Raw genomic sequence first — 24,310 nt, 5'->3', positions numbered from 1 at the left:
CTTTTGCTAGACATGTCGGTGTCCTGAAACGATCAATCCGGTAGCACACTACCGTCCGTCTGAGCGTGTCCGTCAACGTCAGTGAGCATTGCGGTCATTGAATCGGCGGTGGCTCGGCATAAGGTGAGGGCTCAGTATTTTCACCGTCAGGTTCGAGGACGTCATGACCCAAGCTTTGATTTTCGACGCGTTACGCACGCCCCGTGGCAAGGGCAAGTCCGATGGTGCCTTGCACAGTGTCAAACCGGTGAACCTGGTGGCGGGGTTGCTCAAGGCGCTGCAACAGCGCACGGCGCTGGACACCAGTCAGGTCGACGACGTGGTGTTGGGCTGTGTGACGCCGGTCGGCGATCAAGGTGCGGACATCGCCAAAACGGCCGCACAGGTGGCCGATTGGGATGTCAGCGTCGCGGGCGTGCAGATCAACCGCTTCTGCGCGTCAGGGCTGGAGGCCGTCAACCTCGGGGCGATGAAAGTGCGTTCCGGCTTCGAAGACCTGGTGGTGGTCGGTGGCGTCGAGTCGATGTCACGGGTGCCGATGGGCAGCGATGGCGGCGCCTGGGCGCTGGACCCGGAAACCAATTTGCACAGCCATTTCACCCCGCAAGGCGTCGGCGCCGATCTGATCGCCACCCTCGAAGGCTTCAGCCGCCAGGACGTCGATGCCTACGCGTTGCACTCCCAGCAAAAAGCAGCGCGGGCCCGTGCCGACGGTTCGTTCAGCAAGTCGCTGGTGCCGGTACAGGATCAGAACGGCATCATTTTGCTCGATCACGATGAGTTCATCCGTGCCGATTCCACCCTGGAAGGCCTGGGCAAGCTCAAGCCGAGCTTCGAGATGATGGGGCAAATGGGTTTCGACGCCACGGCATTGCGGGTCTACAGCCACGTGGAGCGGATCAACCACGTGCACACGCCGGGCAACAGTTCCGGGATCGTCGATGGCGCGGCGTTGATGCTGATCGGCTCCGAAGCCAAGGGACGTGCACTGGGCTTGCAGCCACGGGCGCGAATCGTCGCCACGGCGGTCACCAGCACCGACCCGACCATCATGCTCACCGGCCCGGCGCCGGCCACCCGTAAAGCGCTGGCCAAGGCCGGGCTGCGGGTCGAAGACATCGACCTGTTCGAGGTCAACGAGGCGTTTGCCTCCGTCGTGTTGAAATTCATCAAGGACATGGCCATCGACCCGGACAAGGTCAACGTCAACGGCGGCTCAATCGCCATGGGCCATCCGCTGGGCGCTACAGGCTGCGCAATCCTCGGTACGCTGCTCGATGAACTGGAAACCCGGCGCTTGCGCTATGGCCTCGCGACCCTGTGTGTCGGCGGCGGCATGGGCATTGCCACCATCATCGAACGCCTCTGAGCCACGATTTCAAGGAATTCTCTTCATGACTGAAGCCATTCGTTACGAAAAAGGGCAGGACCAGATCGTCGTCCTGACCATCGACATGCCGGGCCAGAGCGCCAACACCATGAACGCGGTCTACCGTGAGGCCATGGCCGCTTGCGTCGCCCGACTGGTTGCCGAGAAAGACAGCATCGCCGGCGTGATCATCACCTCGGCGAAGAAGACCTTCTTCGCCGGCGGCGACCTCAATGAACTGATCAAGGTCGGCAAGCCTGAAGCCAAAGCGTTCTACGACATGGTGCTGACGCTGAAGGGCCAATTACGCACCCTGGAAACCCTGGGTAAACCGGTGGTCGCCGCAATCAACGGCGCGGCGCTGGGAGGTGGTTGGGAAATCTGCCTGGCCTGTCATCACCGCGTGGCACTGGACAATTCATCGGTGCAGCTCGGCCTGCCGGAAGTCACCCTCGGCCTGTTGCCGGGTGGTGGCGGGGTAGTGCGCATGGTGCGTATGCTCGGTCTGGAAAAGGCCCTGCCGTATCTGCTTGAAGGCAAGAAAGTCCGTCCACAACAAGCCTTGCAGGCAGGTTTGATCGATGAACTGGCGCTGGATCACGATGAGCTGCTGAGCAAGGCGCGCGCCTGGATTCTGGCCAATCCGACCGCGGTGCAGCGTTGGGATGTGAAGGGCTATCAGATTCCGGGCGGTACGCCGTCGAACCCGAAAGTCGCACAGATGCTGGCGATTGCTCCGTCGATTCTGCGCACTAAAACCCAGGGCTGCATGCCCGCACCAGAGAAGATTCTTTGCGCCGCTGTGGAAGGCGCTCAGGTGGATTTCGACACGGCTCACCTGATCGAAACCCGCTACTTCACCGAGCTGACCACCGGCCAGATCTCGAAGAACCTGATCGGTACGTTCTGGTTCCAGCTCAACGAAATCAATGCCGGCGGTTCGCGACCTCAAGGTTTTGCACCTTACGTGACGCGTCGCGTGGGGGTTCTGGGCGCGGGGATGATGGGAGCCGGCATTGCCTTTGTCAGCGCCTCGGCCGGTATCGACGTGGTGCTCAAAGACATCAACCTCGCTGCGGCGGAAAAGGGCAAGGCTCATTCGGCGGCGTTGCTGGACAAGAAGATTGCCCGGGGACAGTTGAGCATCGAACAGCGGGATGCAGTGCTGGCGCGCATCAAAACCACTGAAAATGACGCCGATCTGGCCGGTTGCGACCTGATCATTGAAGCCGTGTTTGAAGACCGTGAGTTGAAAGCCAGGGTCTCTGCAGCCGCACAGCAGGTCGTCGGCCCTGACGCGGTGATCGCTTCCAACACCTCGACTCTGCCGATCAGCGGGCTCGCTACCGCCGTACCGGATCAAAGCAAATTCATCGGCCTGCATTTCTTCAGCCCCGTGGAAAAAATGCCACTGGTGGAAATCATCAAGGGCGCCCACACCAGCGACGAAACCCTGGCTCGCGGTTTCGATTTCGTCCTGCAAATCAAGAAAACCCCGATTGTGGTCAACGACAGCCGCGGCTTCTTCACCTCACGGGTGTTCGGCACCTTCACCAACGAAGGCATTGCCATGCTCGGCGAAGGCGTGAGCGCCGCGATGATCGAGACCGAAGCGCGCAAGGCGGGCATGCCCATCGGGCCTCTGGCGATCTCCGACGAAGTTTCCCTCAGCCTCATGAGCCATATCCGTCAACAAACGGCCAAAGACCTGCAAGCGGAAGGGAAACCACTGATTGAGCACCCGGCGTTTGCCGTGATTGACTTGCTGCTCAACGAATACAAGCGTCCGGGCAAAGCGGCAGGCGGTGGTTTCTACGAATACCCGGCCGGCGGCCAGAAGCACTTGTGGCCAGGGCTGAAAAGCCGTTTCGAGCAGGCTGACGGGCAGATTTCACCGAAGGACGTGCGTGATCGCCTGCTGTTCGTGCAAGCCATCGAAACCGTGCGTTGCGTGGAGGAGGGCGTGCTGACCTCGACTGCGGATGCCAACGTCGGCTCGATCTTCGGCATTGGTTTCGCGGCCTGGACCGGAGGCGCGCTGCAGTTCATCAACCAATATGGCGTGAAGGACTTCGTCGCGCGCGCGCAATACCTGGCCGAGCAGTACGGCGAACGGTTCGCGCCACCCGCGCTGCTGCTGGAGAAAGCGGCTAAAGGGGAGGTGTTTTAAGGGACCGATGACGACTCGTGGGGCTTGCCTTGGAACGGTGTTTCGAGGCAGGCTCTGGGGTGTGCATTATTCCCATCACGTGTCAGGTATTTTTTATGTCGTTACGCATCTGCATTCTGGAAACCGACATCCTGCGTCCGGAACTGGTCGATCAATATCAGGGTTACGGGCAGATGTTCCAGCGTCTGTTTTCGCAACAACCCATCGCGGCCGAGTTCACTGTCTACAACGTGATGCAGGGCGAATACCCCAGCGATGACGAGGCCTTCGACGCCTATCTCGTCACCGGCAGCAAGGCCGATTCCTTCGGCTCCGACCCGTGGATTCAAACCCTCAAGGCTTACCTGCTGACCCGCTACGAACGCGGCGACAAACTGTTGGGCGTGTGCTTCGGCCATCAGTTGCTGGCGCTGCTGCTGGGCGGCAAGAGCGAGCGTGCGACCCAGGGCTGGGGCGTCGGCACCCACAGTTACAAACTCGCCGCCAAGGCACCGTGGATGAGCCCGGTGCGCGAAGAGTTGACGTTGTTGATCAGCCACCAGGATCAGGTGACGTCGTTGCCGGAAAACGCCACGGTCATCGCTTCCAGCGATTTCTGCCCGTTTGCCGCGTACCACATCAACGATCAGGTGTTGTGCTTCCAGGGGCACCCGGAATTCATTCACGATTACTCGCGAGCCTTGCTGGATATTCGTCAGGAAGCGTTGGGCGAGCAGGTGTATACCAAGGGCATGGCGAGCCTTGAGCATGAGCATCATGGCGCAACCGTTGCGGAGTGGATGATGCGGTTTGTGGCGCATAAACCAGAAACTGTTTGAAGCTGAAGAGCCTCGCTCCTTGTAGGAGCGAGGCTTGCCCGCGAATGTCACTGACAACTCGGTGTTGGCTACAACCACCCCGACTTCTTGAAGCTCGCCCACAAACTCACACACCCCACCGCAATAAACCCCAACACCGCGAAATACCCGTAATGCCAGTTCAGCTCAGGCATGTTCTGGAAGTTCATCCCGTAGATCCCGGCCACCGCCGTCGGGAACGCCAGAATCGCCGCCCACGCCGCAAACTTGCGCTGCACCACGCTCTGCCGTGACGCCTCCAGCAACACCCCGACTTCAATGGTCTGGCTGGCAATGTCCGCCAGGGTCGTCAGGTCTTCCATCTGCCGTGTCACATGGATCTGCACGTCGCGGAAGTACGGGCGCATGTTCTTGTCGATGAACGGAAAGTTCAGCTTCTGCAGCTCCTCACCGATTTCCACCATCGGCGCCGCATACCGACGCAAACGCAGAACGTCCCGACGCAGACCATGAAGCTTCTGGATGTCATGCTCATTCAGGGCGCTACACAACACGTTGCGCTCCAGTTCATCGATCTCGGCATGAATGGCTTCGCCCACCGGCTGGTAGTTTTCAATCACAAAGTCGAGGATGGCATAGAGTACGAAATCTTCCCCATGCTCCAGCAACAGTGGACGCGCCTCACAACGCTGTCGGACATGGGCGTAGGACGCCGAGTGACCGTTACGCGCGGTAATGATGTAACCGTTGCCGGCAAAGATATGAGTCTCGATGAACTCAAGCTTTCCTTCATGGCGGATCGGCGAATACGTGACGATAAACAGCGCATCGCCAAAGGTTTCCAGCTTCGGTCGACTGTGTTTTTCCAGAGCGTCTTCAATGGCCAGTTCGTGCAGGTTGAACTGGCGTTGCAGATTGAACAGCTCCTGGGCATTCGGCTCTTCGAGGCCGATCCAGACAAAGTGACCAGGCTTGGCGGCCCAGGCAGCGCCTTCGTCGAGGGTGATATTGGTGACCTTCTTACCAGCGCTGTAAACCGCAGCAGCAACAACTCTACCCATGATTCAGCTTCACTTCTTATTAGTAGCAGGCAGTGTTCAGCTTATCCTTCTCTGCTGCTTGAGAGTCAGTGAAATATGCAGAGCTCGAAGGCAATAGTTCGCAGGCAAAAGAAAACCCGCACAGGGCGGGTTTTGTTTCATGCGGCTTGCAGTTGCCGATCCATCGAGGCGATGCACTCGCGCATCTGCTCGCGGCACTGGGCGATCAGCAGCGGCATGTCGTCCAGGCTCAGCCCGGCAGTTGGAATGGCCGGCAAAGAACGGATCAGAATTTTCCCACTGTGCCAGCGGTTCAATCGCATGTGCTTGACGTAACTGCTGACACACACCGGGACGATCGGCACGCCCGCCGCGATCGCCATCTGGAACGCGCCTTTCTTGAAGGGCAGCAGGTCTTCGCCGAGATTGCGCGTGCCTTCCGGGAACACCCAGATCGAGGTGTCTTCATGTTGCAAGGTGTGCGTGGTGGTCAGCATCGACTGGCGTGCCTTGTGCGCATTGCCACGGTCGATCAACACATTACCGGCCAACCAGAACAATTGGCCGAACAACGGCACCCACTTCAGGCTCTTCTTGCCGATGCACACGGTGCGGCGGGGCACCACGTTGCCGAAAACAAACAAGTCATAGTTGGACTGGTGGTTGGCGATGATCACGCAGCTCTCGGGTTTGTCCATCAATGGCCCGACGTCGGCCTTCACTCGCAAACGCAAAATGCACATTGCCGGCCACGCATACAGGCGCGCGCACAAACGGCTGTTGTCCGGGTTGAACGGGCGAAACAGCCCCAGAATCACCCCCAGCACACCTGCGAGAATAAAGTGCAGTCCCATCAATAACATACGAAACACGAACAGCATTTACAGGCCCCACCGGGACAAAAGGTGGCGCAGTGTACGGATGTGCACTGTTTTCGGCAATTGCCGCTATAGAGGTAGGAGATAGCCGATGTTTGAGCGCATGTTTCCGACTAGTTGGTCAGATGTGTTCTAGAGGGGTTGTAGACTTTTCCACAGAGCGCGTATGAAAAAGCCCGACACGACGGTCGGGCTTTTCGGTGGCGCGCGTTCGGGGGTTAACCCATATGTTCCTGATCCAGGATGATTGCGTTGTCCAGGGTGTCCAGCAGCGCCTTGCGCACTTTCAGCTTGGTGTTCTTGTGCGCGGTCATGTTGATCTTCTTCAACTGACGAGCCGCTGCCAGCGCCGCGCCTTGCAGCTCTTCGGGCGACACCACCAAGTCGAGGAAACCGGCATCCACGGCACTCTTCGGGTTGAACATCTCACCATTGATCACCGAACGATGCAGCGCTGCCTTGCTCAGGCGATCACGGGCGATCTCAATGCCGGCGTGGTGCATGGTCATGCCGATCTGCACTTCGTTCAGGCCAATGCTGAACGGGCCGTCGACGCCAATGCGGTAATCCGCCGACAACAACAGGAACGCGCCCTTGGCCACTGCATGCCCAGGGCACGCGACAATCACCGGAAACGGGTGCGACAGCAGACGACGGGACAATGTCGAACCAGCCGTCACCAGCGATACGGCTTCTTTAGGGCCTGCTGTCATCACCTTCAGGTCATAACCGCCCGACAGAATCCCCGGCGTGCCAGTGATGATCACCACTGCACGATCAGTCACTGCCTGATCCAGCGCAGCATTAAACGCAGCAATCACGTCCGGAGAGATGGCATTGACCTTGCCGTTGCTCAAGGTCAGGGTCGCGATACCGTCTTCGAGGTGGTAGGAAATCAACTCACTCATGACGCTATTCCTTGTATGAAAGTTGGGGCAGACGTTACCCACCGCCGCAGGCCAGGTAAAGCGCCGTGACTGACCCGCCAGTCACCCTTTCCCCGCCGGGCAAGCGTAGCCCGCCGCTCCCGCCGTGCATTCCCCTCTCTATATAGGAGAGCGCGAAGCCAGAGATTGGCAGGTTTGCCATGGCCCGGAATGCTCCCGGAACCTCCAAACCGCTAAGCACATGAAAATTCTGCAAAAAAAGTTTGCCATCAGAAAAGCTTTCGACTACATTAGCGCGCCTCGACAGACAGAACATGTTTGACGAGATACGGTGAAGTGTCCGAGTGGCTTAAGGAGCACGCCTGGAAAGTGTGTATACAAGAAATTGTATCGAGAGTTCGAATCTCTCCTTCACCGCCACATTAAGTAAACACAAACCCCTGATTTTCCTAGAGAAAATCGGGGGTTTGTGGTTTTTGACGTCCAAAAAATGGCCATATGGGACAGATCTGGGACAGATGCGCTTTTTTGGTGCGAAAAAACGCTAAGGAAAGATGTCTGGGCTAATCTGATCTGGTAAGCACGAATTAGCCTTCCGGACCTTTTATTCAAGGACGATCCAAATGCCAAGTAACTCGGATCCCAATATCGCTACTGCCGATGCGCTGACGCTGCTGCTGCACAACCAGCATGCGCTGGCTGCGGCGATCGAAGAGATCACCCATTGGATTTCAGGGGATGGCGCAGACATTGTCGCCGATAACGCCGTTGCGGCTTTGGGAACACTGGATACAAACGCAAAAGCGATTACAGAGGCGATCATGCGATTACGGCTGCGCTAGGAATCGCTGTGACTGGCATCAAACGACCAGAAGCAGACATGAGCTTGGGAAATGAATCCTCCGTCACAATACCAATGATGTTAAAAAGACAACTGCATCGTGCGCAGTAAACAGAAGCTCGACAACCACTAGGTAAACAACGATTTCATCATTTACACCGGCGAAGCGAATACGAATTAACAGAATACTTAAATCGAGCATAAGGAGATCACGATGTCATCAATAGATCAAAAAATAGTTAGTGAAGCAGTAAAGCCGGGGCTGGAACTTATAAATGCAGCATTATCTCCGACTATCGAGAAAGTCAGGAAATGGGCTGTAGAAAAAGAATTAAAAGGAAAACTTGATAGCGATGCGCTTTCTCTAATAATCGAGCGCTACCTAATAAAACTTTCAGAACGTGTAAAAGAGATAACGTCCATTACGTTTCCTCAGCTAAAACTTAATATATATGAAGCGTACGAACCTCTTTACATGGTACGAAGTACCCACTTCGACACACCCAAGAATTTAATCACCGCTGACGAACTCGTTTCTTCCCCGTCAAGGCCTATTATCATCGTCGACGGCGCTGGAATGGGAAAGAGTACTTTTTCAAAGTTTATCGTTGCAAGGCTATTATTTAAGTCCGACCGAATCCCAATTCTATTCGATCTTAGAAAATTAGATCCGAAGCTAGACATTACAGATAACGTCGCGACTGAGCTTGACTTTCCTGACGAAAAATTTGACAGGAAACTTTTTTATCGGCTTTTGAAATTAGGTAAATTTTTCGTAATACTCGACGGTTTTGACGAGACACCAATTGATCACCAGCACTTGCTGGCAAATCAACTCCACGAAATATCAGTAAAAGGTGGGGAAAACGCAATACTTATCACAACTCGCCCTCAAGAAGTAACCCCAGACCTAATCAATGCAACCTCCTTGAGGTTTGCGCCTTTTACTCTAGAGCAAGCATTATCCTTACTAAACAGATACGATAAAATCTCCGGATTAGATGTCGGAGAGAAACTCAGCAAAGAAATATCTAACGTTCCTTCTAAGTTTATCGAAAGTCCACTTTTAGTATCGTTACTATATAGGACCTACGGAGTAAACAATTCAATCGCGGATAAAATATCGACATTTTATGACGAAATATATCACGCTCTTTATAAAGGGCACGACTTAATTAATAAAAACGGATACGCCAGGCAAAAAAAATCGGGCCTTGGATTCGAAGATTTTAGAAAGCTGCTTCGAGCTCTTTGTCACTACATGATGCTCAGGATGAAGACCTCATTTAAAAGCCTCAGCGAGGCTGACAGCTTCATCAATAATGCGGCCAAGATAAGCCTAGCTATACCTAGTTCCACATCAAACTTCTTGGATGATTTGCTTGTCGCCGTCCCTCTTATGCAACGAGATGGTACTGAATATAAATTCTTCCATAAAACACTATTAGAATACTTTGCTGCGGAATACATCATATTTAACGAATCCAGCCTATCTTTGCTGAAAAAAATATTTGAAAGCCCACTGGCTCCATCTTTTGTTAAAGTATTTGAATTTTTAAATGATATGAATCCGGTGCTTTTTGAGTCCGTAATAACTCAAAAATTTGCACTGGAGGCGAAAAATTTTCACCCCAGTGAGAACGAGCAAATCAATGCCATCAATACCTGCCGATTTTTTTATAATTTCAAAATCGGACTTTGGGCTGTCGAAGGGAACTCACAACCGATAGAGCAGGAAGGCGAAACCATTGATATCATTTCCGGCGAGATACATGATCGCGGTAAGCTGAGTACTACTCTCTGGAAAAACGGTACGCTTAATGGTGTTCGATTTTTTCTTGCTTTTGCATATTCTCACAAGCATGAAAACTTACATAAATTGGCTTGGGAGGCTATAACTTCAGAATTACCTGCTCAACTCAAGCCTTATAGGGACGATTATATTTTTGATGGATTAGAAAAAATAATACCAATAGGAAAGTGGATTAATCCAACGACCAAAATAGTCAAAGATCTATACTCTGAAAACATCGCTATAAAAGAGATTTTTTTATCGGCTCTAGATGATGAATCTATTAGCGAAACAGCAGGGGCTCGCATGTTAGATGTTGAAAAAATTGATGGTCTTCTCTCAAAGATAAAGTCAAGAGCTAGCTTGGATATCGAAATGAAAGATTTCCTATAATAAACTACTGCTGTGTTGCAACCCGATAAGAGGAGTTTTGCGACTGGAATAACCGCCTATCGGGTTAGTATATGGCAGATCTTCGGACACTGCTCATGGCTGATTACGGCTTTGACGACCAATGAATAGAACGCCGTTTATGTTCAACAGGCCCCCACACCTTGCCCAGGTATGGGGGCCTTTTTTTTGACCATGTATGCCGGAACCCCCTAGACTGGATAGCCAGAATACCGCCGCTTGGTTTACGAACAGAGCTCCAATCATTCGAAAGGAATCGTCCTCAATGTCCAACCCCCCGCAGATCCCTCCATACGTCACGATCATCACGGACGCACTAGCTACGGATCTCTTGCGTCATCACTGGGATCGCTCCCTGTTTGGCATTACCCAGTCGATCGACCTGCCGTCGATTACCTATCATGTGGCGATCGCCAAGGGCTTCGCCTTGGGCCTACTAGCGGGGAAGTTGATCGACAAAAAGGTCCATGAAGCCATGGACTTGGCCATCAGCTTGACCCAAGACGAAGCGTGGCGCCGGGGTGGGCATATCTGATGTAGGCACCCGGACTTGCTTAAGCTGCTCAGTGCGGAGCTGCGACGGGTGACAGTTTCAAGGCCATTTGCAACATTCCGACCACGTCTGGTCCGTCTTCATTGATCCACGTTCCATAGTGCTGGCGGATCATGTTGCCGTTGGTGTGGCCCATCTGCTCGGCGATCCAGTCGATCGACGCCACACCGGTGGTCAGCAGCTGACTGGCGTAGGTGTGCCGGCACTGGCCTGGTCCGCGATAACGCACCCCCGCCGCGAGTAAATGCGCCTTGAAGAACCGGTCGCGCACCACGAAATCGTTGGCGTGCGGCAGGCCGCTTTTGGTGTTCAGAAAGACAAAGTGCAGCTTGTGTTGGCGCACTGTCTTGTTGTCCCTCTCGACGATCTCCACCGTTTCCGCTTTCTTTTTCCGATTCAGCGCATCGATCTTCCGCAGGGCGTCCCACGCCGGAGCGAGCAGACGAACCCGGCGCGTGGAACGCCGGGTTTTCGTCACACGGTAAGCCCCGCGCACCTTTGATCGGCGGAAGGTCACCGTGCCTTGCGCCAGGTCGACATCTTCCCAGGCCAGTGCGATCGTCTCCGAGACGCGAGGCCCCGCCCATAACATGAACTGAATCATCAACAGCTCTTGCGTGCGCGTGGTGGGCGTCTCGAGGATCTGTTTGATCTCTGCCCGGGTGAATGGGTCCGGCGCCTCGGGATCGGGCAGACGCACCATCAAGCCTTCGGTGGGGTCGTGCGCCACTTTCATGCGGGTGCGGTACAAGCGGAACACCTGCCGCACGTTGCTGATGATGTCGCGGATGGTCTTGTTCTTCAGGGTTTTGGACAGGGTGCCCTGAATCCATTCCTGCAGGTCCAGGTGATCGATCTGGTTGATTTGGACTTTGCCCCAGCGCGGCCGCACATGGACTTCTGCCTTATTGGCGTAGCCTCGATAGCTTGAAGCCGCGACGCTGTTGGCCTTGATCTTGAGCCACAGGTCCAGGTAGTGGCCAAAGGTGTTTTCGACCAGCTTGGCCGAGTTGGGGAAGTGCCGTGCGTAATCAAATGTACCGGTCTGGATCTCATATTCGATGATATCGATCACGCGCTTGGCCTGGGCCACGGTGGCCGGTGTGTTGCCTCCCGGGATGGTTTCCCGGCACTTTTCCCCATTGTGTTGAAAATAGATTCTCACGGAATTACCGCGAGCTTCGACCCCACTCATGTAAACCCCTAACGCTGTGCTGGTGTATCGACAGTCTGACGATCGGAAACAAAAAGGCCCGTTTCCGGGCCAAGTATCGAGAAGCGTGTCTTCTGGTGGACGCGGCTTACGGTTTGGGCGTGTGGTTACGCAGATGGGCGTTCTGTCGCTGGCGGCGCCGGCTGCAGATTTGATGGTTGCCCTGGGCGCGCCACTTGCCGCACTGGTCACACACGCTGGTGTGATCGAGGTTCCAGGGAAAGCGCCGTACGGGCGTGACTGCCGGGCACTCAGACATGGCGCGATTCTCCCCGGGTGGCGAGCAATCGGGTGACCAGAGCGGCATCCCGTTCACTCAGTTCGCCCAACGTACGGGCCATCTGGCTGAGGCTTTCCAGGCGGGTGCGTGACTCAGGGGTTTTGTGCACCAGGAAGCCGATCATGGCCGCGCCGATGAGCGCGGTGGCCACCAGGTGCCGTGCCGGTGTGGTAGCCTTGGTGCCGCTGCTGCTTTGGTTCTGTGCTTGCATGGTATAGCCCTCGGTGGTGGTTAGGTGTCGGGGAGCTGCAACTCCTCGGCACTGTTTCTTTCAAGCTCAGTCCTTACGAGCTAGGTGGATCACCAGGCCGTCAAAGTCCGGCTCATGTTCAACACATGATTGCCACTCCAATACCCTCAAGATCTGTTGCCGGCTGCAGTCGTCGACCAGAATTTCGTGCTGACCACCGGCTGCCCGGACTTCCAGGATCTGCAACAAGCCATCCTCCCCATAAGCACCGGCCTGGATGATCGGCGCGCTTTGTCCTGTGAAGTCCAGACGGTCCTGCACTGCTTGCAGCTTGCTGGTTTGGCCGTCGCCGGCACTGCCCATAAACACTTGGATTTGCATCGGTCTTGCTCTCCTTTACGCCTTGAATGTCCAGCACTTAACGGTTGTCGGCCGGGGTTGTAAACAGGGATTGCGGTGGTTGAATGCGGCGCGCACGGCGCTGTGCACGGCCTTGTTGCTGTCCAGAAACTTGCGAGAACGGGACTCTTTGAGCAGGTCGCGCAACGTGGCCACGTCGGCCAACTTCTGTTTGTGTTCGGCGGCGCGCTCGCAGAATTCGTTGAGGTTGATGGCGATCACGGTGGGGTCGCTGCTGTGGTCGACCACTGGGTCTTCGCTCAAGGATTCGAGGTAGTCGTAGACCTCCCAAAACTCGGCCACGGCGGCGTGGTCGGAACTGATCGACGCCTGGCGCTCGATGGCCATCCGCACAATCTGGCGCTGGGTGGCGGCGACCTGCGGATCACTCAGTTTCAGGACCAGGCGCAGGCCATCCAGCAGCGAAAGCAGTTGCGCGTGGTTCTTGCTGATGCGCTCGACACGGATGTAGCCGCGCAGGTCATAGCCACAGTTGTTGCAGTTGCCCTGGTCGCTGGCATAGGCGGTGCTACAGGCAAAGCAATGCGTGTGTAAGCGGCGCAGCTTCGCCTCGTGGTCGGGCATCCGCTGGGCGAACAGCTCGAGCACCGCGGACTCCTTGCCCACTGCGCGCAACAGGAAGTGGCTGAGGGTGCCGCCCTCCAATGCATTGAGTTGATCAGCTGCAGCCCGGCTTTCCGGCGTCACGGTCGGGCGCACAAAATGCAGTTTTACGATGCGCGTCATGATCGCTTCATGCGCGACCACGGCCGCGTTCTGGCTGATCGCGATCGTTCCTCTAAAGGGCGGCTCGTACGTTTCGTTACCGGCAGTCTTCACGCCCTTTGTGGCGAGGGTGCCGCCACCGTAGAAGTCTTTCAGCTCGTCCCATTCAAAGGTTTTAGCGTGGGCCCGATCATCGCCGTGGCGATCGGCTTCCAGGAACACAACCGGCATGCCGGAGACCTGACCCATCAGGCGAGAACGCCCGGCCTTGGTGGACTTCATCGGGTCGAAGCCTTCATAGCCTTCGCGGCCGAGCAGTTTCCACAGAAGGTTCAGTAGGGTGGTTTTGCCGGCGCCGGCTTCACCGGTCGCTTCCAGGAAAGGGAAGGACTGGTAGCGGGCGCGGATCTGTTCGCAGAACAGCGAGCCGAAGAAGAACACCAGGGCGACAAGGCCTTGGGCGCCGAAGCAGGTCCACAGCAATTGCACCCACTTTTCGTCAAAACCCTTGGCTTCGCGCTGCAGCCTGATGGGCACACCCTTCTGCAGCGTTTTCAGGCGCAGCTTGCCGAACTCGAAATAATCTTCGCTGTTGACCTTGTAGGTGATGCCGTCCTTGATCGCGATGTCACCGTAGACATAGCAGCTGTACTCCTTGCTGTAGCCCACGTAGTCGATCGTCGACACGGTTTTGATGCCGAACAGCTGGTCCTTCATCAGCTTGTCGAGTTGCTGGCCACTGCCGGTGAACATGGCGCCTGCCGCCATCCCCAGTAGGCGCTTTTTGAATTCGCTCGCGGCCGACAGCTGGCCACTGGTGAAGGTGTTTTTCACGCTCTCGGAGTCGTGTGGGAAGTCGACGCGCAGGTAGTACCAGGACTCGTCCGTGACTTCGTTACGCTGGAAATACAGAGCTTGTGGGTAGCAGTTGGCGATCTCTACCACACTGCCGGATTGCTGCAGGGCTTTCTCGCGCTGTTGCGATTGGTTGAGTAGCTGGTCGTCATGATTCTCACTGTCTTCGATGTCCTGCATCGCCCGGTTGAATTTCTCCATGTCCAACTTGAACCAGTAGAGGCGGCAGCCAAAACCCAGGTGAAATTCACCGCGCTTGTTCCAGTCGTACATCAGCAGCGCCTTTTCGGCGGCGCTCTCGGCCAGCAGCAATGCGCCCTGGTGGCGTGCTTGCTTGAGATCGGCCGCGATCTGATCGGCTCGGAGGCCTTCGTCGTCGATGAATCCCCAGCGTTGGTGCAGGTCGTTCCAGTCCGTCTTGCGGCCGTCACGGAGCGGGATCTGCGCTGCTTCGCAGACGAAGCCCAAGGCACGGGCCTGGCGCACCCAACGCTTGGTGTACACGTGAGCCCCAGGCTCGTTATCGAGGGCCCAAACCAGCTTGGGGAGATTGCCCTCTCGACTGCGGGCCAGTGCCCGCAACGATTCCTCAGGGAATGCGTTCGAAGACATGGCAGACACAGCGGCACGATCGTTGTGCACCAGCGCGATCGCGTCAAAGATGCCTTCCACGATCCAGATTTCTTTGACCTCGAGCAGGTCCACGCACGGTGGACACCACCAGACCCCGCGATAACTTTCCCCCGGTTTAAATCTGGCCTTCATTTTTCCGAAGCGGTGTGGCTGATCAATCAGGCGTTCCCACCAACCGCCCTTGTCCAAGGCGAAGCGCACGGTGGCGCTGCCGGCATTAAACTCGCCTGAGTAAAACGTTTCCTGAGTGAACCACCCTTGAATCAATTCGAGGCGAAAACCCCGGGCAAATTCCAGGTAGGCGCGGGCTGTCGCCGTAGGGTGTTGATCCGTGGCCGGGGCGCGTTTGCTCCAGTCCTCAAACAGGTCGTCGTAAAGCTCTTTTACATGCAGCGTATGGCCGCACTTTTCCGGCCGACCGCAGATAATCATCCACGGTGTATCGAATCGTGAGTACAGCTCTTTCTTCCTGCATTTGGGGCAGGTGCCACCGCGCATGTAGTCCGTGCCGATACGGTGTTTCAAACCGTAGTCGGACTGAAGGCGTTGCAGGACGTCGTGACGCAGATCGTCTCTCATGATTATTTCGCTGCTTTCAGGCTGAGGCCGAGGCTTTGGGTGAGGGCGCCGATCAGGTGTTTCTGAGCGGCCATCACCGGGCTGTTGGCAAGGATCGATCCGTGGCGCAGGCCATCGGGAATCTGGCGGTACTGGTCTGCGTACCAGAGGTCATTGAGGCTGAGACGGTATTGCTCGCGCAGGTTGGCCAAGAGCGCTTGAGCCTGATCGGGCGTCAGTTTTGCGTTGATGTTCATGGCGTTTTCCATCGTCAAACCTCAATTTCGGGCGCAGTTCACCCAAACCCACGAGGGTGGGGCAGGCGGGTTTATGGGTTGGGCGTTACGGTGCGGCTACGCGGAAACGACCGTTGTCCGGTGCGTTGAGAATGCGTTCGTAGATCAGGCTGACCGGGACGGCCCACGCGTTACCGGTGGCCGGGTCGATGATCACGGTGTGGGTCGATGTGCTGCTGACGATGTCTAGGCGTTGCCGATCGCGGACCGCGGTCATGTCGCTGCAGGCCAAATGCACCAATTTTTCAGCGGTCTGTGTCGGCACGTCATAGTCGCTGACCAGGTGCTGCACGGCACGGCCAAACAACTGTTGATCGTCGCCTAGGTGTTCACAGTGGTGGCGCTCGAGGAAAACAAGCGCGGCGGCTTTGAGCACGTCCTGGTATTCCTGTACTGCCGACAAATCGATCATTTGAAACCTCGGGTGCTTAGAGTGTTTCTGCCGCTTCATAGGCAATGTTCAATGGGGTGATTGCATCGCCAATGGCAATTCGGATGTCCGACGCTGAGGCAGTCTCGTTGGCGCTGGATACGGTTTGTTTTAGTGTGTCCAACCGTTGCTGGGCGACCACTAGCAGTGCACTTAAATAATTCAGGTCTTTATCAAGGAAATTGTTCATGGCGATTCACTCAAAAAAAGATGTTGAAGGATTGATGGTCCGCCTGCAGGACCGATATGACGCGCTGGTAAAAATCATGCAGGGGCGAGAAACGACGAAGATGACCGCAACAAGCGAAGTGCCTGGATTAGCTGTGAAGGCAGAAGACATTCGGTTCGCAGTGGACGACGTTGCTACGGCCTTGAAAGAGATAAAGGCGCGACTCGGTAAAGGTTGAAAACTCCCCATGACTAGCTCCCCACCTTTGCTCTGCTGTGCAACTGAATGACGGCGAGCACTTCCGCATGTCTGGCCGCCAGATGCAGGGAATCGGCATGCAGGATCGCCTCAGCCTCGACTTCGTTAATTGTTCCGTCGTTCAACGCCTCGGCGATGAGGTGGTCGACCGTGCCCTTTTTAGCTGCAGCCTGGACACACCGGGCATACATCTCGACGTTGTCCAGCGAACCGGGCTCAGCTACGGGCACGAACATTCCGCTGTACATGGCGGCGATGTATTCGGGTAAGAAAGTGGTACCTGCATCGAGCTCGAGTTGATGGATCTGTGCGTCGGTCAACGGGCTGCTGTTATTGTTCTCGTAGGCGCGGTTATCAAACTTCTTGAGTGACAGACCGATGCGAGCCGCCGCACATTCGCGTCCGCCTAGGTAGGCGCAGATAACTGCGCTGACTACCTGACGACGAGTCTTTAGAACTGAGCTCTTCATGTTCTGTTTTCTCCCTTGGTCCAGTGCCATTACTCTTCAATCACGCCGTCTTTGATCCCAAGCAAAACGGCGGCGCGATGTGCCTCCCCCCGGCGACCTTTTTTACGACCGTTCAAAAGGTCGCTGACCAAATTCTTATTCAGTGAGTGAGTCCGACAGAACTCAGCAATGCTCATTCCTTTGTGATCCAAGGCCTCACGGGCTTGCTCGGGTGTAAGGGTGGCGGGCATAGTGTTCGCTCGTGTGCGTTTGTGTGGGTTCGTGTTCGTACGGCGCTGATTATGACCAGTTTATTTGTCCTGTAAAGGGGCTAAAGTTTGAAAAAGTTGTCATCGAGTGAGATCTCGGAGTTAAGTGCGGGCGAATGCTTGCGCGAAGAAAGGGTTCGATTGGGGCTTAAACAAGAGGAAATGGCCCAGATCGGGGGCGTAACCCGGAATACACAAGGGAGTTACGAACGAGACGAGCGCCGCCCGGATACTGGCTATTTGAAAGCTTTGAACGCCGTGGGTCTCGACATTCTCTACGTCGTCACTGGGGTCCGAACTCCTGCGCCTGTTGGAGGGTTGAGTGAGGATGAGGAGGTGATGGTCAAGCGCTATCGCAGCATGCCACCAGATGACCAAAAATCTGTGCGTCGCTTCTTGCAGGCGATCGCGGACGACGTAGCGAAAAACTCGAATTAGCTTGTAACAAAGTATGTAAAACATTCGCTCCACTCTCAGTTTTAAAGCCGTTTCCCGTCCCCGATAACCTCGATTCAGCAATGCACTTATATGGAGTAGTGAGCATGTTGGATCGCGCAAAAATCGATAACGGTCATTTCCAGAATGTTGAGTTTGAGTGGCACAGCCTTTCGAAAATCGAACGTCGCCTAGTCGATCTTTACCGTCAGTTGACCGAAGAAGATCGAAAACAATTACGACGCCTTACCGAGGCATTGGCGACCATTCCAGAAGAATCGGCAGTTGCCTAATCGCTCATCGATGTAACCGATCGCCGACAACACTGAGTCGGCGGTTTGCGCTTCACGCCACCGCCTGTGATCCAAGCTGCTCAAACAGTTCCCGCTGCTTAGCCTTGGACATGTCTTTCAACCGATCAAACAACATCCTCTCGTAAGACTGAGCCGATGGACTGAGCGTGTGAGAAAACGTCAGGTTCGACACCCATGTGTGCCCGCACCTTGCGTCCAGGCATTGGCAATAGAGCTTTGCAAAGTCTTCAGATAACTGTTCGCGTGAAGCGATCCGACCCTTGTGTCCGCACTTGCATGTAACTCGCATTGTGTCCCTCCCCAGGGCAGCCAATCGCCACTAGTCTGCCACAATATGTAGTGGCAATCTCTTAGCTGAGAACCTTATGCAGTGGAATCGGCTGCCTTTGGTGGCTCTACCCAGTTAATGCTCCTGTCGTTGCGTAAGGTGTCGTTGACCTGGTTAAACAGCTGACAGATCGGTCGGATCTCGTTGCTGGTGTAGACGCGATCAATCTTCTCGATGTCGCCAAAGCCGGCGTTGTTTTCCGGGATGATCCCGGCCAGTGCAGGGTTCATTCGCCAGGCGGCGATCACGTCGTTGCGGGTGATGTTCTTGACCTTCTCCAGCTCGTCCTTGGCCTGAAAATCCCCCACGGGGATGATCTGAATGGCGTTCTCTTTGCCGTTGGGAATGTTGACGAACATCGAGCGGAAGTTGCCCACGCCCTTGCTGGCACTGATCTGGGCGCGCAGGTTTTCTTCGTCCTCCTCGGTCAAGTCCGGATCGTTGGTATAGAAGATGTAACCGGCGTGCGCGCCGTTGCTGTAGTAGCGCCGGCGGAACAGGGTCGCGGCTTCGTTGAGCAACAGCGCCTGCAGGCCGCCCAGGTAATCCGGGATGCCATAAATGGTCTGCTCGACGTCGTAGTCCATGACGTGCTCGATCTCGCCCTGGTCGAAGTCCATGAACTTGTTGTCCGGCAGCAGCATCCTGAACCCGCCGTTCACTTTTACCCGCATGTTGATTGCCGGCAGGTGCTGCAGCTCCAGGACCTGGCCGAATGCGTTGGTGTCGCGGTAGAAGAAAGCATCGCCAAACACCATGTAGTCCAGGCCCGCGCAGCCCATGGTCCGAGCGCTGCAGCCGGCCGAGGGGATGAACTCACGCAGCAACAGGTTGCGCTTGAACTTCGGAATGGCGCCGTGGTGCGCATTGGCGCGCAGCAGCTTGGCCAGGCCGGTGCGCGACACCGGTGGCTTGTAAATCTCGCCGTCGTCGCTGGGAAACACTCCCACGTACTCTCCGATGTTGCCCGACAACACCTGCTCGGGCTCCCCGAAGGTGAATGCCCGCATGGACTGTTGCTGTCGCACCTGTTGGTTGACCTGGCGTTTTTTGTGTCGAGGCTTGGGCATTGTTTCCACTCGTGACGTAGCGGCTGCGTCGCCGCTTGTTGGTGTTTAAGGGTTCATTGGCCAGGGCGTGCATGACCGCCCAGGCGATATCGGCGTGGCCGGTGGCGTCGGTGCGCGAAGCGCTGTAGGTGACCTGGCCGCTGTTGGTGGTGCCGCGCTTGATGGTCAGGAACGCCTGGGCGATGTCGGTCCAGCCGGCTTCCCACTCGATGCGGCTGCCCGAAATCGTGTCTTGAGCCTTGAGCACCAGGGCGTTTTTGGCCTCGAGGCTGTAGTGGATCGGCGTGGCCTTCGCGTAGAAGTCGCGCACCAGGTCGAACACGCCGTAACCCACGCCGGTGACATCGATGCCGATGTGCTGGACGTTGAAGCGCTCGGTGAGCTTCTTGACCTGGGCGGCCTGGTAGGTGAACGAATGCCCTCGCCAGCTGTGTTTCTCCAGGATGCGGAATTTCGCCCCGGGTTCCAGCGGCGGGGCGATGACCACGCAGGTGGCGTCGTCGCGGGTGCGGCTTGGGTCGTAGCCAAGCCAGACCGGGCTGTTGCCAAATGGCCGATCGTCGTCGGGCTTGTAGTCCTCCCACAGCGACAGGTCGGAATAGCAGCGTTCCAGGTCCTTGAGGCTGAATGCGCTCTGCGTGCTGTCGATGAATTTGCAGTAGAACAGCTGCTGGAATTTGTCTTCGTCGTACTCCAGCTGCAGCTGCTCGAGGTCGAACAGGTCGCAGCCGCCATCGATCGCGTCTTGGATGGTGATGGTCTTGCGCCACTGACCGTCCGGACACAGCGCGCCCTGGGTGTATGTCGCTTCGATCGGCCAGGTGCCGCCGGCCTTTTTGCCGCGTTTGCTGTTGCGGAATTCATCGCCAGACCAGAACGGGTACGCCTGGTGTGATACGGCGCTGGGCGTCGAAAAATAGGTTTTACGCCACTTCTTGTGGGTGCCCATGGCGCTGGCCACAGTGCTCAGTTTCTCGAAGTCGCGGATCCAGAAATATTCGTCGACGTAGACGTGCCCGTGGTAGCCCTGGGCGGTGCTGCTGTTGGTGCTGAGGAAGCGCAGTTCCGCGCCGTTGCTCAGGGTGATGGGGTTGCCGGTCAGCTCGATGCCGAACCACTGCTGGGCGAACTGGATGATGTAACTGCGGAAGATCTCCGACTGCGATCGGCTGGCCGACAGGAACACCTGGTTATCCCCGCTTAGTACCGCGTCCATAAACGCTTCGCCGGCAAAGTAGTAGGTCAGGCCCACCTGGCGGCTTTTGAGGATGTTTCGGATCCGGCATGTCAGCGGGTTTTGCTTCGCCGCGAACAACTCCTGCTGATAGCGGTACATCTTGCTGATGAACTTATCCAGGAAGTCGACCTCGGTCAGGCCGCTGATGTCGTTCTTGGCCTTCTTCTCCCGCTTCCTGCCGCTACCCTCGCCACGGCCGGAGCGTTCGCCACGCGAGCGCTGGCGAGGCTCTTGGGGCTCGCCCTGGTCATCACCAAACGTTGCCGGCGCCGGCACCGGTTTGGCTGCTTGCTTGAGCAGTCGTTCGCGCACGGCGGTGAGCCGGTCCAGCTCGTTCAGATCGTCCTTCGACAAACTGCCGACCTTGTCCAGGAGCAGGGTGATGCGCCGGCCGACGGCGGTCAGCGGTTCCTCATCCGACAGCATGTCTTCCCAGCCACCCTGGCGGATCCAGTAGTAGACGATCCGGATGTTGGGCAGGTTGAGTTGCGCCTGAATTTCCTTGGCCTTACAGCGGCGCAGAAACAGACGTTTGGCGGCTTCTTTAACTTCGGTCGAGTAGTACATGGGCCGCAGTCTATGCGGCGAAAACGCTGGAAACGCGGGGTTAAATTCCGCGTTTCACCTAGATCGTGAATCTAGGAGAAACGCGCAATTGAACCGTTTGTTAGAGGGCGTTTGGCTCCATATCTTGGCGGCTCAAATCACCGATTGAGCGCAGTTAAACCCATGCCCCGTTCCCTTGTTTCGTTCTGGAAACGTGTCGCCACCAGCGGCGCCACCGTTGATGGTCGAGTGATCCTTCCCCAGGAACTGCGCGATATCGCTGAAACCTACAAGCCGTCCTTTTACACGGCCGTGATCTGGTGCGATCACGAACGCTGGCCTGGCTCCCACGGCACGGTTTACGCCGTGCGCCTGGTGGAAGAAGCCGAAGATCTGGAGCCGGGTGAAGTTGCGCTGGAAGCGCAATTGAAGCCCAACGACCGCTTGCTGTACCTGAACGACCAGGGCCAAAAGCTGTTCAGCAGCATCGAAATCACCCCGGACTTCCGTGGCAAGGGCAAAGCCTACCTGACTGGTTTGGGTGTTACTGACCAGCCCGCCAGCGTCGGCACCCAGGAACTCTACTTCACGCACAAGAACAACCGCGCTTCCTATTACGCCGCCTCGGTCGAACTCGGCCGCCTGCAGGACGACAGCCCAAACACCGCCGAAACCGGATTGATCAATGCCCTGACCGGCTTTTTCAAACGTTTCGCCACGGAAGTGCTGCCCACCGAAACCACTCCACCCCAAACAGAGAGCAAACCCCCAATGGATGAAGCTACAGCAACGGCTTTGACAGCCCTGGTGGCGCAGCTACTGGTTGTCGCTGCCGGCCTCCAAGCCGTGATTGAGCCTGCCGCCGCAGATGCACCCGAACCCGATCAGGACCTGATCGACGATGTCAGCACGGCTGTTGACGACATCGTGGCCACCGCCGAGGCAGAGCGCGAATTCCGCCGCAATGGCAAGGGTAACCAAGCCGTCCTGGCGAAACTGGACGCACTGCAGAAGCAATTTTCCGCACTGCAGAACACCCCGACTGGTCGCCAACTGCCGCGCAATCCCGGCCCGGTAACCACCGTCAAAAAGCGGGTGCTCTAACATGTCCTACTCCCTGAGCGCCTTCGGCGCCCAAATGTTCGCGGAGCTGCAACTCGCCATCGCGGAAGGCTACGGCGTCGACCTGGCCACCAAGATGTTCAGCGTCGATCCGACCATTGCCCAGGAGCTGAACGAAGCCATCACGGCCAAGTCCGACTTCCTGCAGCGTATCAACGTCATTCCGGTCAACGAGATCAAGGGCCAGAAAGTCTTTCTGGGTGTGTCGGGTCCGGTCTCTGGCCGCACCAACACCAAGACCACCGATCGCGAAGCCAAAGATGCGTCCTCGCTGGATCAGGACACCTACGAGCTGTCTTCCACCGAGTCCGATGTGGGCTTGCCCTACGCCAAGATCGACGCATGGGCTAAGTTCCCGGACTTCCATCAGAAGTACTCCGCTGCCGTTCAGAAACAGATTGCCCTGGACCGCATCATGGTCGGCTTCCACGGCACCCACGCTGCCCCGCAGACCGACATCGAGCAATACCCGATGCTGCAGGACGTCAACAAAGGCTGGCTGCAACAGGCCCGTGAGCAGATCCCGGCCCAGGTCCTCAAGGAAGGCAAAGTTGCGGGCAAAGTCACCCTCGGCGCCGGTGGCGACTACGCCAACCTTGATGCCCTGGTGCATGACACCAAGCAACTGGTGGACGAGCGTCTGCGCGATGCCGGCGACCTGATCGCGATCATCGGCACCGACCTGCTGGCCGCTGACAAGGCGAAGCTGTATTCGAAGCAGGGCGATACCCCGACCGAAAAAGAGCGCATCGAAGAAGCCCAGGTCATCGCCACTTACGGCGGCCTGCCGAGCTTTAGCGTGCCGTTCTTCCCGGTCAACGGCGTGGTGGTTACCAGTTGGGACAACCTGTCGATCTACTTCCAGGAATCCAGCTGGCGCAAGCAAACCATCGACAACCCCAAGCGTTCCCGCGTCGAGGACTACAACAGCCGCAACGAAGGTTATGTGATCGAGCAGTTGGAGAAGTTCGCCATGACCGAAAACGTGGAGCTGATCGCGTGAGTCTGGCCCTTGCGCACAAGCGCCGCACCATCGCCCTGGGAGGCGCCGCCGTTGTGGCGGCCGCCGTCTCCGCAGCTCTGCCTTACTCGCCGGCGGAGGCCCTGAGCAGCCCCGCCAATGCGCGCAAGCACCTGTTGCTGCAGGAAGCGGCGCTGGATGTGGATCTGGAGCGCCTGAGCGCGCTCAAGAACCTGGCCAGCAAACAGGCGCTCAAGCGTGAAGAGCTGCTGCCCAAGTATCAGGACTACGTCCAGCGCTACTGCGAATCGGGGCTGAACTTCCCAAACCGCGTAGTGGTGCAGGTGATGGTCTGGCTGTTCGACACCGCCCAGTTCGATGACGCCCTGGAACTGGCGGATTTTCTGATCGAGCAGGGCCAGCAGATGCCGGAGCGCTTCAAGCGCCGAGACATCCAGACCTTTGTCGCGGATGCCGTCATCGACTGGGCTTACGCCGAATACAACGCCACCCGCAGCCCGGAGCCGTATCTGTCCGACCTGCTGCCGCGCGTGGACGGCGAATGGGACCTGACGGAGCAGATCCCGAGCAAGTACCACAAGTTGATCGGCCTGCGCGCCATAGAGGCGAAGCAGTGGGACGTCGCTCTGAAGCACTTGGAACGCTCGACCGAGCTGTACGCCCAGGCCGGAAACAACACACGCATCAAAGAGGTCCGCAGGGCCTTGGAAAAACAAGCGGCTGCTAACCCAGCCTCCGAATAACCGACTACCCCCCCAGCGGGGACCTGTGGAAGTGAGCCGCCCATTTATGGACCGTCCCACTGAAAACAGG

28 protein-coding genes and 1 tRNA gene are annotated in these 24,310 nt (G+C 56.8%); 13 read left to right on the top strand and 16 right to left on the bottom strand.

All coding sequences use genetic code 11. The features are described 5' to 3' along the window. Nucleotides 1-163 precede the first annotated feature (163 nt). The 3 genes from ACYZUC_RS11220 (at nt 164) to ACYZUC_RS11210 (ending at nt 4,357) form a co-directional block, all read left to right on the top strand. Nucleotides 164-1,369, top strand: coding sequence for an acetyl-CoA C-acetyltransferase (locus ACYZUC_RS11220; protein WP_461995722.1), 1,206 nt, complete (start codon nt 164-166; stop codon nt 1,367-1,369). 25 nt (nt 1,370-1,394) lie between these two features. Further along, a complete protein-coding gene (locus ACYZUC_RS11215; RefSeq protein WP_461995721.1) occupies nt 1,395-3,539 on the top strand; it encodes a 3-hydroxyacyl-CoA dehydrogenase NAD-binding domain-containing protein in 2,145 nt (714 codons plus the stop codon). Nucleotides 3,540-3,634: 95 nt separating this feature from the next. After that, complete coding sequence (locus tag ACYZUC_RS11210; protein ID WP_461995719.1) at nt 3,635-4,357, top strand: amidotransferase; 723 nt, start codon at nt 3,635-3,637, stop codon at nt 4,355-4,357. A gap of 68 nt (nt 4,358-4,425) precedes the next feature. Here ACYZUC_RS11210 and ACYZUC_RS11205 read toward each other — a convergent pair whose 3' ends face one another. The 3 genes from ACYZUC_RS11205 to ACYZUC_RS11195 all read right to left on the bottom strand — a co-directional run bounded on the left by ACYZUC_RS11205 (nt 4,426) and on the right by ACYZUC_RS11195 (nt 7,162). Next, on the bottom strand, nt 4,426-5,397 hold the full coding sequence (locus ACYZUC_RS11205; RefSeq protein WP_461995717.1) for a magnesium and cobalt transport protein CorA: 972 nt from the start codon (nt 5,395-5,397) through the stop codon (nt 4,426-4,428). Nucleotides 5,398-5,534: 137 nt separating this feature from the next. Continuing rightward, nucleotides 5,535-6,257 (bottom strand): 1-acylglycerol-3-phosphate O-acyltransferase, encoded by a 723-nt coding sequence (locus ACYZUC_RS11200; RefSeq protein ID WP_461995715.1) that lies wholly within the window; start codon nt 6,255-6,257, stop codon nt 5,535-5,537. A 215-nt stretch (nt 6,258-6,472) separates the two neighbouring features. Continuing rightward, nucleotides 6,473-7,162, bottom strand: a complete 690-nt coding sequence (locus ACYZUC_RS11195) for a crotonase/enoyl-CoA hydratase family protein (protein ID WP_461995714.1) — start codon at nt 7,160-7,162, stop codon at nt 6,473-6,475. Between the two features lie 309 nt (nt 7,163-7,471). On the opposite strand from ACYZUC_RS11195, the gene ACYZUC_RS11190 reads away from it, so the two are divergent. The 4 genes from ACYZUC_RS11190 (at nt 7,472) to ACYZUC_RS11175 (ending at nt 10,720) form a co-directional block, all read left to right on the top strand. Further along, nucleotides 7,472-7,561, top strand: a tRNA-Ser gene (locus tag ACYZUC_RS11190). A 203-nt stretch (nt 7,562-7,764) separates the two neighbouring features. Then, nucleotides 7,765-7,983 carry a hypothetical protein gene (locus ACYZUC_RS11185; protein WP_461995712.1) on the top strand — a complete coding sequence of 73 codons (219 nt, stop codon included), beginning with the start codon at nt 7,765-7,767 and terminating at the stop codon, nt 7,981-7,983. Between the two features lie 213 nt (nt 7,984-8,196). Next, nucleotides 8,197-10,167, top strand: a complete 1,971-nt coding sequence (locus ACYZUC_RS11180) for an NACHT domain-containing protein (RefSeq protein WP_461995711.1) — start codon at nt 8,197-8,199, stop codon at nt 10,165-10,167. A 283-nt stretch (nt 10,168-10,450) separates the two neighbouring features. Further along, nucleotides 10,451-10,720 carry a hypothetical protein gene (locus ACYZUC_RS11175; RefSeq protein ID WP_461995710.1) on the top strand — a complete coding sequence of 90 codons (270 nt, stop codon included), beginning with the start codon at nt 10,451-10,453 and terminating at the stop codon, nt 10,718-10,720. A 28-nt stretch (nt 10,721-10,748) separates the two neighbouring features. Here the strand turns inward: ACYZUC_RS11175 and ACYZUC_RS11170 are convergent, their stop codons facing one another. The 8 genes from ACYZUC_RS11170 to ACYZUC_RS11135 all read right to left on the bottom strand — a co-directional run bounded on the left by ACYZUC_RS11170 (nt 10,749) and on the right by ACYZUC_RS11135 (nt 16,508). Beyond that, complete coding sequence (locus ACYZUC_RS11170; protein WP_280163359.1) at nt 10,749-11,933, bottom strand: Arm DNA-binding domain-containing protein; 1,185 nt, start codon at nt 11,931-11,933, stop codon at nt 10,749-10,751. Nucleotides 11,934-12,039: 106 nt separating this feature from the next. Next, the gene (locus ACYZUC_RS11165; protein WP_008042204.1) at nt 12,040-12,210 is read right to left on the bottom strand and encodes a hypothetical protein; all 171 of its coding nucleotides are present in this window, start codon (nt 12,208-12,210) and stop codon (nt 12,040-12,042) included. Further along, nucleotides 12,203-12,442, bottom strand: a complete 240-nt coding sequence (locus ACYZUC_RS11160; RefSeq protein WP_280163360.1) for a hypothetical protein — start codon at nt 12,440-12,442, stop codon at nt 12,203-12,205. The genes ACYZUC_RS11165 and ACYZUC_RS11160 overlap by 8 nt, the downstream gene beginning before the upstream one ends. 66 nt (nt 12,443-12,508) lie before the next feature. After that, a complete protein-coding gene (locus ACYZUC_RS11155) occupies nt 12,509-12,802 on the bottom strand; it encodes a hypothetical protein (RefSeq protein WP_461995707.1) in 294 nt (97 codons plus the stop codon). A gap of 15 nt (nt 12,803-12,817) precedes the next feature. Continuing rightward, nucleotides 12,818-15,613: a toprim domain-containing protein gene (locus ACYZUC_RS11150; RefSeq protein ID WP_461995705.1), complete on the bottom strand. Its 2,796-nt coding sequence runs from the start codon at nt 15,611-15,613 to the stop codon at nt 12,818-12,820. A gap of 2 nt (nt 15,614-15,615) precedes the next feature. Next, the gene (locus ACYZUC_RS11145) at nt 15,616-15,861 is read right to left on the bottom strand and encodes a hypothetical protein (protein WP_008042212.1); all 246 of its coding nucleotides are present in this window, start codon (nt 15,859-15,861) and stop codon (nt 15,616-15,618) included. Nucleotides 15,862-15,934: 73 nt separating this feature from the next. Next, a complete protein-coding gene (locus tag ACYZUC_RS11140; protein ID WP_461995703.1) occupies nt 15,935-16,300 on the bottom strand; it encodes a hypothetical protein in 366 nt (121 codons plus the stop codon). Between the two features lie 16 nt (nt 16,301-16,316). Further along, nucleotides 16,317-16,508, bottom strand: a complete 192-nt coding sequence (locus tag ACYZUC_RS11135) for a hypothetical protein (RefSeq protein WP_461995702.1) — start codon at nt 16,506-16,508, stop codon at nt 16,317-16,319. On the opposite strand from ACYZUC_RS11135, the gene ACYZUC_RS11130 reads away from it, so the two are divergent. After that, complete coding sequence (locus ACYZUC_RS11130; RefSeq protein WP_461995700.1) at nt 16,507-16,725, top strand: hypothetical protein; 219 nt, start codon at nt 16,507-16,509, stop codon at nt 16,723-16,725. The two genes, ACYZUC_RS11135 and ACYZUC_RS11130, sit on opposite strands and share 2 nt — an antisense overlap. Nucleotides 16,726-16,738: 13 nt before the next feature. On the opposite strand, the gene ACYZUC_RS11125 is transcribed toward ACYZUC_RS11130, so the two are convergent. Continuing rightward, entirely contained in the window at nt 16,739-17,215 is a 477-nt protein-coding gene (locus ACYZUC_RS11125; protein ID WP_461995698.1) for a YmfL family putative regulatory protein, read from the bottom strand. Between the two features lie 29 nt (nt 17,216-17,244). Continuing rightward, nucleotides 17,245-17,445 carry a DNA-binding protein gene (locus ACYZUC_RS11120; protein ID WP_461995696.1) on the bottom strand — a complete coding sequence of 67 codons (201 nt, stop codon included), beginning with the start codon at nt 17,443-17,445 and terminating at the stop codon, nt 17,245-17,247. An 87-nt stretch (nt 17,446-17,532) separates the two neighbouring features. Between ACYZUC_RS11120 and ACYZUC_RS11115 the strand changes: the two genes are divergently transcribed. Both ACYZUC_RS11115 and ACYZUC_RS11110 read left to right on the top strand, forming a co-directional pair. Further along, on the top strand, nt 17,533-17,901 hold the full coding sequence (locus tag ACYZUC_RS11115) for a helix-turn-helix domain-containing protein (protein ID WP_414911074.1): 369 nt from the start codon (nt 17,533-17,535) through the stop codon (nt 17,899-17,901). Nucleotides 17,902-18,005: 104 nt separating this feature from the next. Beyond that, nucleotides 18,006-18,191, top strand: coding sequence for a hypothetical protein (locus ACYZUC_RS11110; protein WP_461995694.1), 186 nt, complete (start codon nt 18,006-18,008; stop codon nt 18,189-18,191). 52 nt (nt 18,192-18,243) lie between these two features. Here the strand turns inward: ACYZUC_RS11110 and ACYZUC_RS11105 are convergent, their stop codons facing one another. The 3 genes from ACYZUC_RS11105 to ACYZUC_RS11095 all read right to left on the bottom strand — a co-directional run bounded on the left by ACYZUC_RS11105 (nt 18,244) and on the right by ACYZUC_RS11095 (nt 21,414). Further along, a complete protein-coding gene (locus tag ACYZUC_RS11105) occupies nt 18,244-18,501 on the bottom strand; it encodes an Ogr/Delta-like zinc finger protein (protein WP_461995692.1) in 258 nt (85 codons plus the stop codon). Between the two features lie 74 nt (nt 18,502-18,575). Then, nucleotides 18,576-19,418, bottom strand: a complete 843-nt coding sequence (locus ACYZUC_RS11100; RefSeq protein ID WP_461996701.1) for a phage portal protein — start codon at nt 19,416-19,418, stop codon at nt 18,576-18,578. Next, on the bottom strand, nt 19,357-21,414 hold the full coding sequence (locus tag ACYZUC_RS11095; RefSeq protein WP_461995690.1) for a terminase large subunit domain-containing protein: 2,058 nt from the start codon (nt 21,412-21,414) through the stop codon (nt 19,357-19,359). The genes ACYZUC_RS11100 and ACYZUC_RS11095 overlap by 62 nt, the downstream gene beginning before the upstream one ends. Before the next feature lie 162 nt (nt 21,415-21,576). Between ACYZUC_RS11095 and ACYZUC_RS11090 the strand changes: the two genes are divergently transcribed. Genes ACYZUC_RS11090 through gpM form a run of 3 tightly spaced genes read left to right on the top strand, consistent with a single transcriptional unit; the run spans nt 21,577 to nt 24,240 of the window. Beyond that, nucleotides 21,577-22,497 carry a GPO family capsid scaffolding protein gene (locus ACYZUC_RS11090; protein WP_461995688.1) on the top strand — a complete coding sequence of 307 codons (921 nt, stop codon included), beginning with the start codon at nt 21,577-21,579 and terminating at the stop codon, nt 22,495-22,497. 1 nt (nt 22,498) lies between these two features. Further along, complete coding sequence (locus ACYZUC_RS11085) at nt 22,499-23,518, top strand: phage major capsid protein, P2 family (RefSeq protein WP_461995686.1); 1,020 nt, start codon at nt 22,499-22,501, stop codon at nt 23,516-23,518. Beyond that, a complete protein-coding gene (gene gpM / locus ACYZUC_RS11080) occupies nt 23,515-24,240 on the top strand; it encodes a phage terminase small subunit (RefSeq protein ID WP_461995684.1) in 726 nt (241 codons plus the stop codon). Before ACYZUC_RS11085 ends, gpM begins: the two co-directional genes overlap by 4 nt. Nucleotides 24,241-24,310 lie beyond the last annotated feature (70 nt).

This window comes from Pseudomonas sp. GT1P32 (assembly GCF_054897805.1).
This window is presented reverse-complemented; position numbering and strand designations above follow the sequence as displayed.

What these genes read in the sequence shown, in the direction of transcription:
- ACYZUC_RS11110 (WP_461995694.1), top strand. Translation starts at nt 18,006, where the DNA reads ATGTTGGATCGCGCAAAAATCGATAACGGTCATTTCCAGAATGTTGAG.
- ACYZUC_RS11170 (WP_280163359.1), bottom strand. Translation starts at nt 11,933, where the DNA reads ATGAGTGGGGTCGAAGCTCGCGGTAATTCCGTGAGAATCTATTTTCAA.
- ACYZUC_RS11205 (WP_461995717.1), bottom strand. Translation starts at nt 5,397, where the DNA reads ATGGGTAGAGTTGTTGCTGCTGCGGTTTACAGCGCTGGTAAGAAGGTC.
- ACYZUC_RS11150 (WP_461995705.1), bottom strand. Translation starts at nt 15,613, where the DNA reads ATGAGAGACGATCTGCGTCACGACGTCCTGCAACGCCTTCAGTCCGAC.
- ACYZUC_RS11085 (WP_461995686.1), top strand. Translation starts at nt 22,499, where the DNA reads ATGTCCTACTCCCTGAGCGCCTTCGGCGCCCAAATGTTCGCGGAGCTG.
- ACYZUC_RS11105 (WP_461995692.1), bottom strand. Translation starts at nt 18,501, where the DNA reads ATGCGAGTTACATGCAAGTGCGGACACAAGGGTCGGATCGCTTCACGC.
- ACYZUC_RS11090 (WP_461995688.1), top strand. Translation starts at nt 21,577, where the DNA reads ATGCCCCGTTCCCTTGTTTCGTTCTGGAAACGTGTCGCCACCAGCGGC.
- ACYZUC_RS11120 (WP_461995696.1), bottom strand. Translation starts at nt 17,445, where the DNA reads ATGCCCGCCACCCTTACACCCGAGCAAGCCCGTGAGGCCTTGGATCAC.
- ACYZUC_RS11095 (WP_461995690.1), bottom strand. Translation starts at nt 21,414, where the DNA reads ATGTACTACTCGACCGAAGTTAAAGAAGCCGCCAAACGTCTGTTTCTG.
- ACYZUC_RS11160 (WP_280163360.1), bottom strand. Translation starts at nt 12,442, where the DNA reads ATGCAAGCACAGAACCAAAGCAGCAGCGGCACCAAGGCTACCACACCG.
- ACYZUC_RS11140 (WP_461995703.1), bottom strand. Translation starts at nt 16,300, where the DNA reads ATGATCGATTTGTCGGCAGTACAGGAATACCAGGACGTGCTCAAAGCC.
- ACYZUC_RS11130 (WP_461995700.1), top strand. Translation starts at nt 16,507, where the DNA reads ATGGCGATTCACTCAAAAAAAGATGTTGAAGGATTGATGGTCCGCCTG.
- ACYZUC_RS11200 (WP_461995715.1), bottom strand. Translation starts at nt 6,257, where the DNA reads ATGCTGTTCGTGTTTCGTATGTTATTGATGGGACTGCACTTTATTCTC.
- ACYZUC_RS11135 (WP_461995702.1), bottom strand. Translation starts at nt 16,508, where the DNA reads ATGAACAATTTCCTTGATAAAGACCTGAATTATTTAAGTGCACTGCTA.
- ACYZUC_RS11175 (WP_461995710.1), top strand. Translation starts at nt 10,451, where the DNA reads ATGTCCAACCCCCCGCAGATCCCTCCATACGTCACGATCATCACGGAC.
- ACYZUC_RS11195 (WP_461995714.1), bottom strand. Translation starts at nt 7,162, where the DNA reads ATGAGTGAGTTGATTTCCTACCACCTCGAAGACGGTATCGCGACCCTG.
- ACYZUC_RS11155 (WP_461995707.1), bottom strand. Translation starts at nt 12,802, where the DNA reads ATGCAAATCCAAGTGTTTATGGGCAGTGCCGGCGACGGCCAAACCAGC.
- ACYZUC_RS11185 (WP_461995712.1), top strand. Translation starts at nt 7,765, where the DNA reads ATGCCAAGTAACTCGGATCCCAATATCGCTACTGCCGATGCGCTGACG.
- ACYZUC_RS11165 (WP_008042204.1), bottom strand. Translation starts at nt 12,210, where the DNA reads ATGTCTGAGTGCCCGGCAGTCACGCCCGTACGGCGCTTTCCCTGGAAC.
- ACYZUC_RS11210 (WP_461995719.1), top strand. Translation starts at nt 3,635, where the DNA reads ATGTCGTTACGCATCTGCATTCTGGAAACCGACATCCTGCGTCCGGAA.
- ACYZUC_RS11145 (WP_008042212.1), bottom strand. Translation starts at nt 15,861, where the DNA reads ATGGAAAACGCCATGAACATCAACGCAAAACTGACGCCCGATCAGGCT.
- ACYZUC_RS11180 (WP_461995711.1), top strand. Translation starts at nt 8,197, where the DNA reads ATGTCATCAATAGATCAAAAAATAGTTAGTGAAGCAGTAAAGCCGGGG.
- ACYZUC_RS11215 (WP_461995721.1), top strand. Translation starts at nt 1,395, where the DNA reads ATGACTGAAGCCATTCGTTACGAAAAAGGGCAGGACCAGATCGTCGTC.
- ACYZUC_RS11220 (WP_461995722.1), top strand. Translation starts at nt 164, where the DNA reads ATGACCCAAGCTTTGATTTTCGACGCGTTACGCACGCCCCGTGGCAAG.
- ACYZUC_RS11125 (WP_461995698.1), bottom strand. Translation starts at nt 17,215, where the DNA reads ATGAAGAGCTCAGTTCTAAAGACTCGTCGTCAGGTAGTCAGCGCAGTT.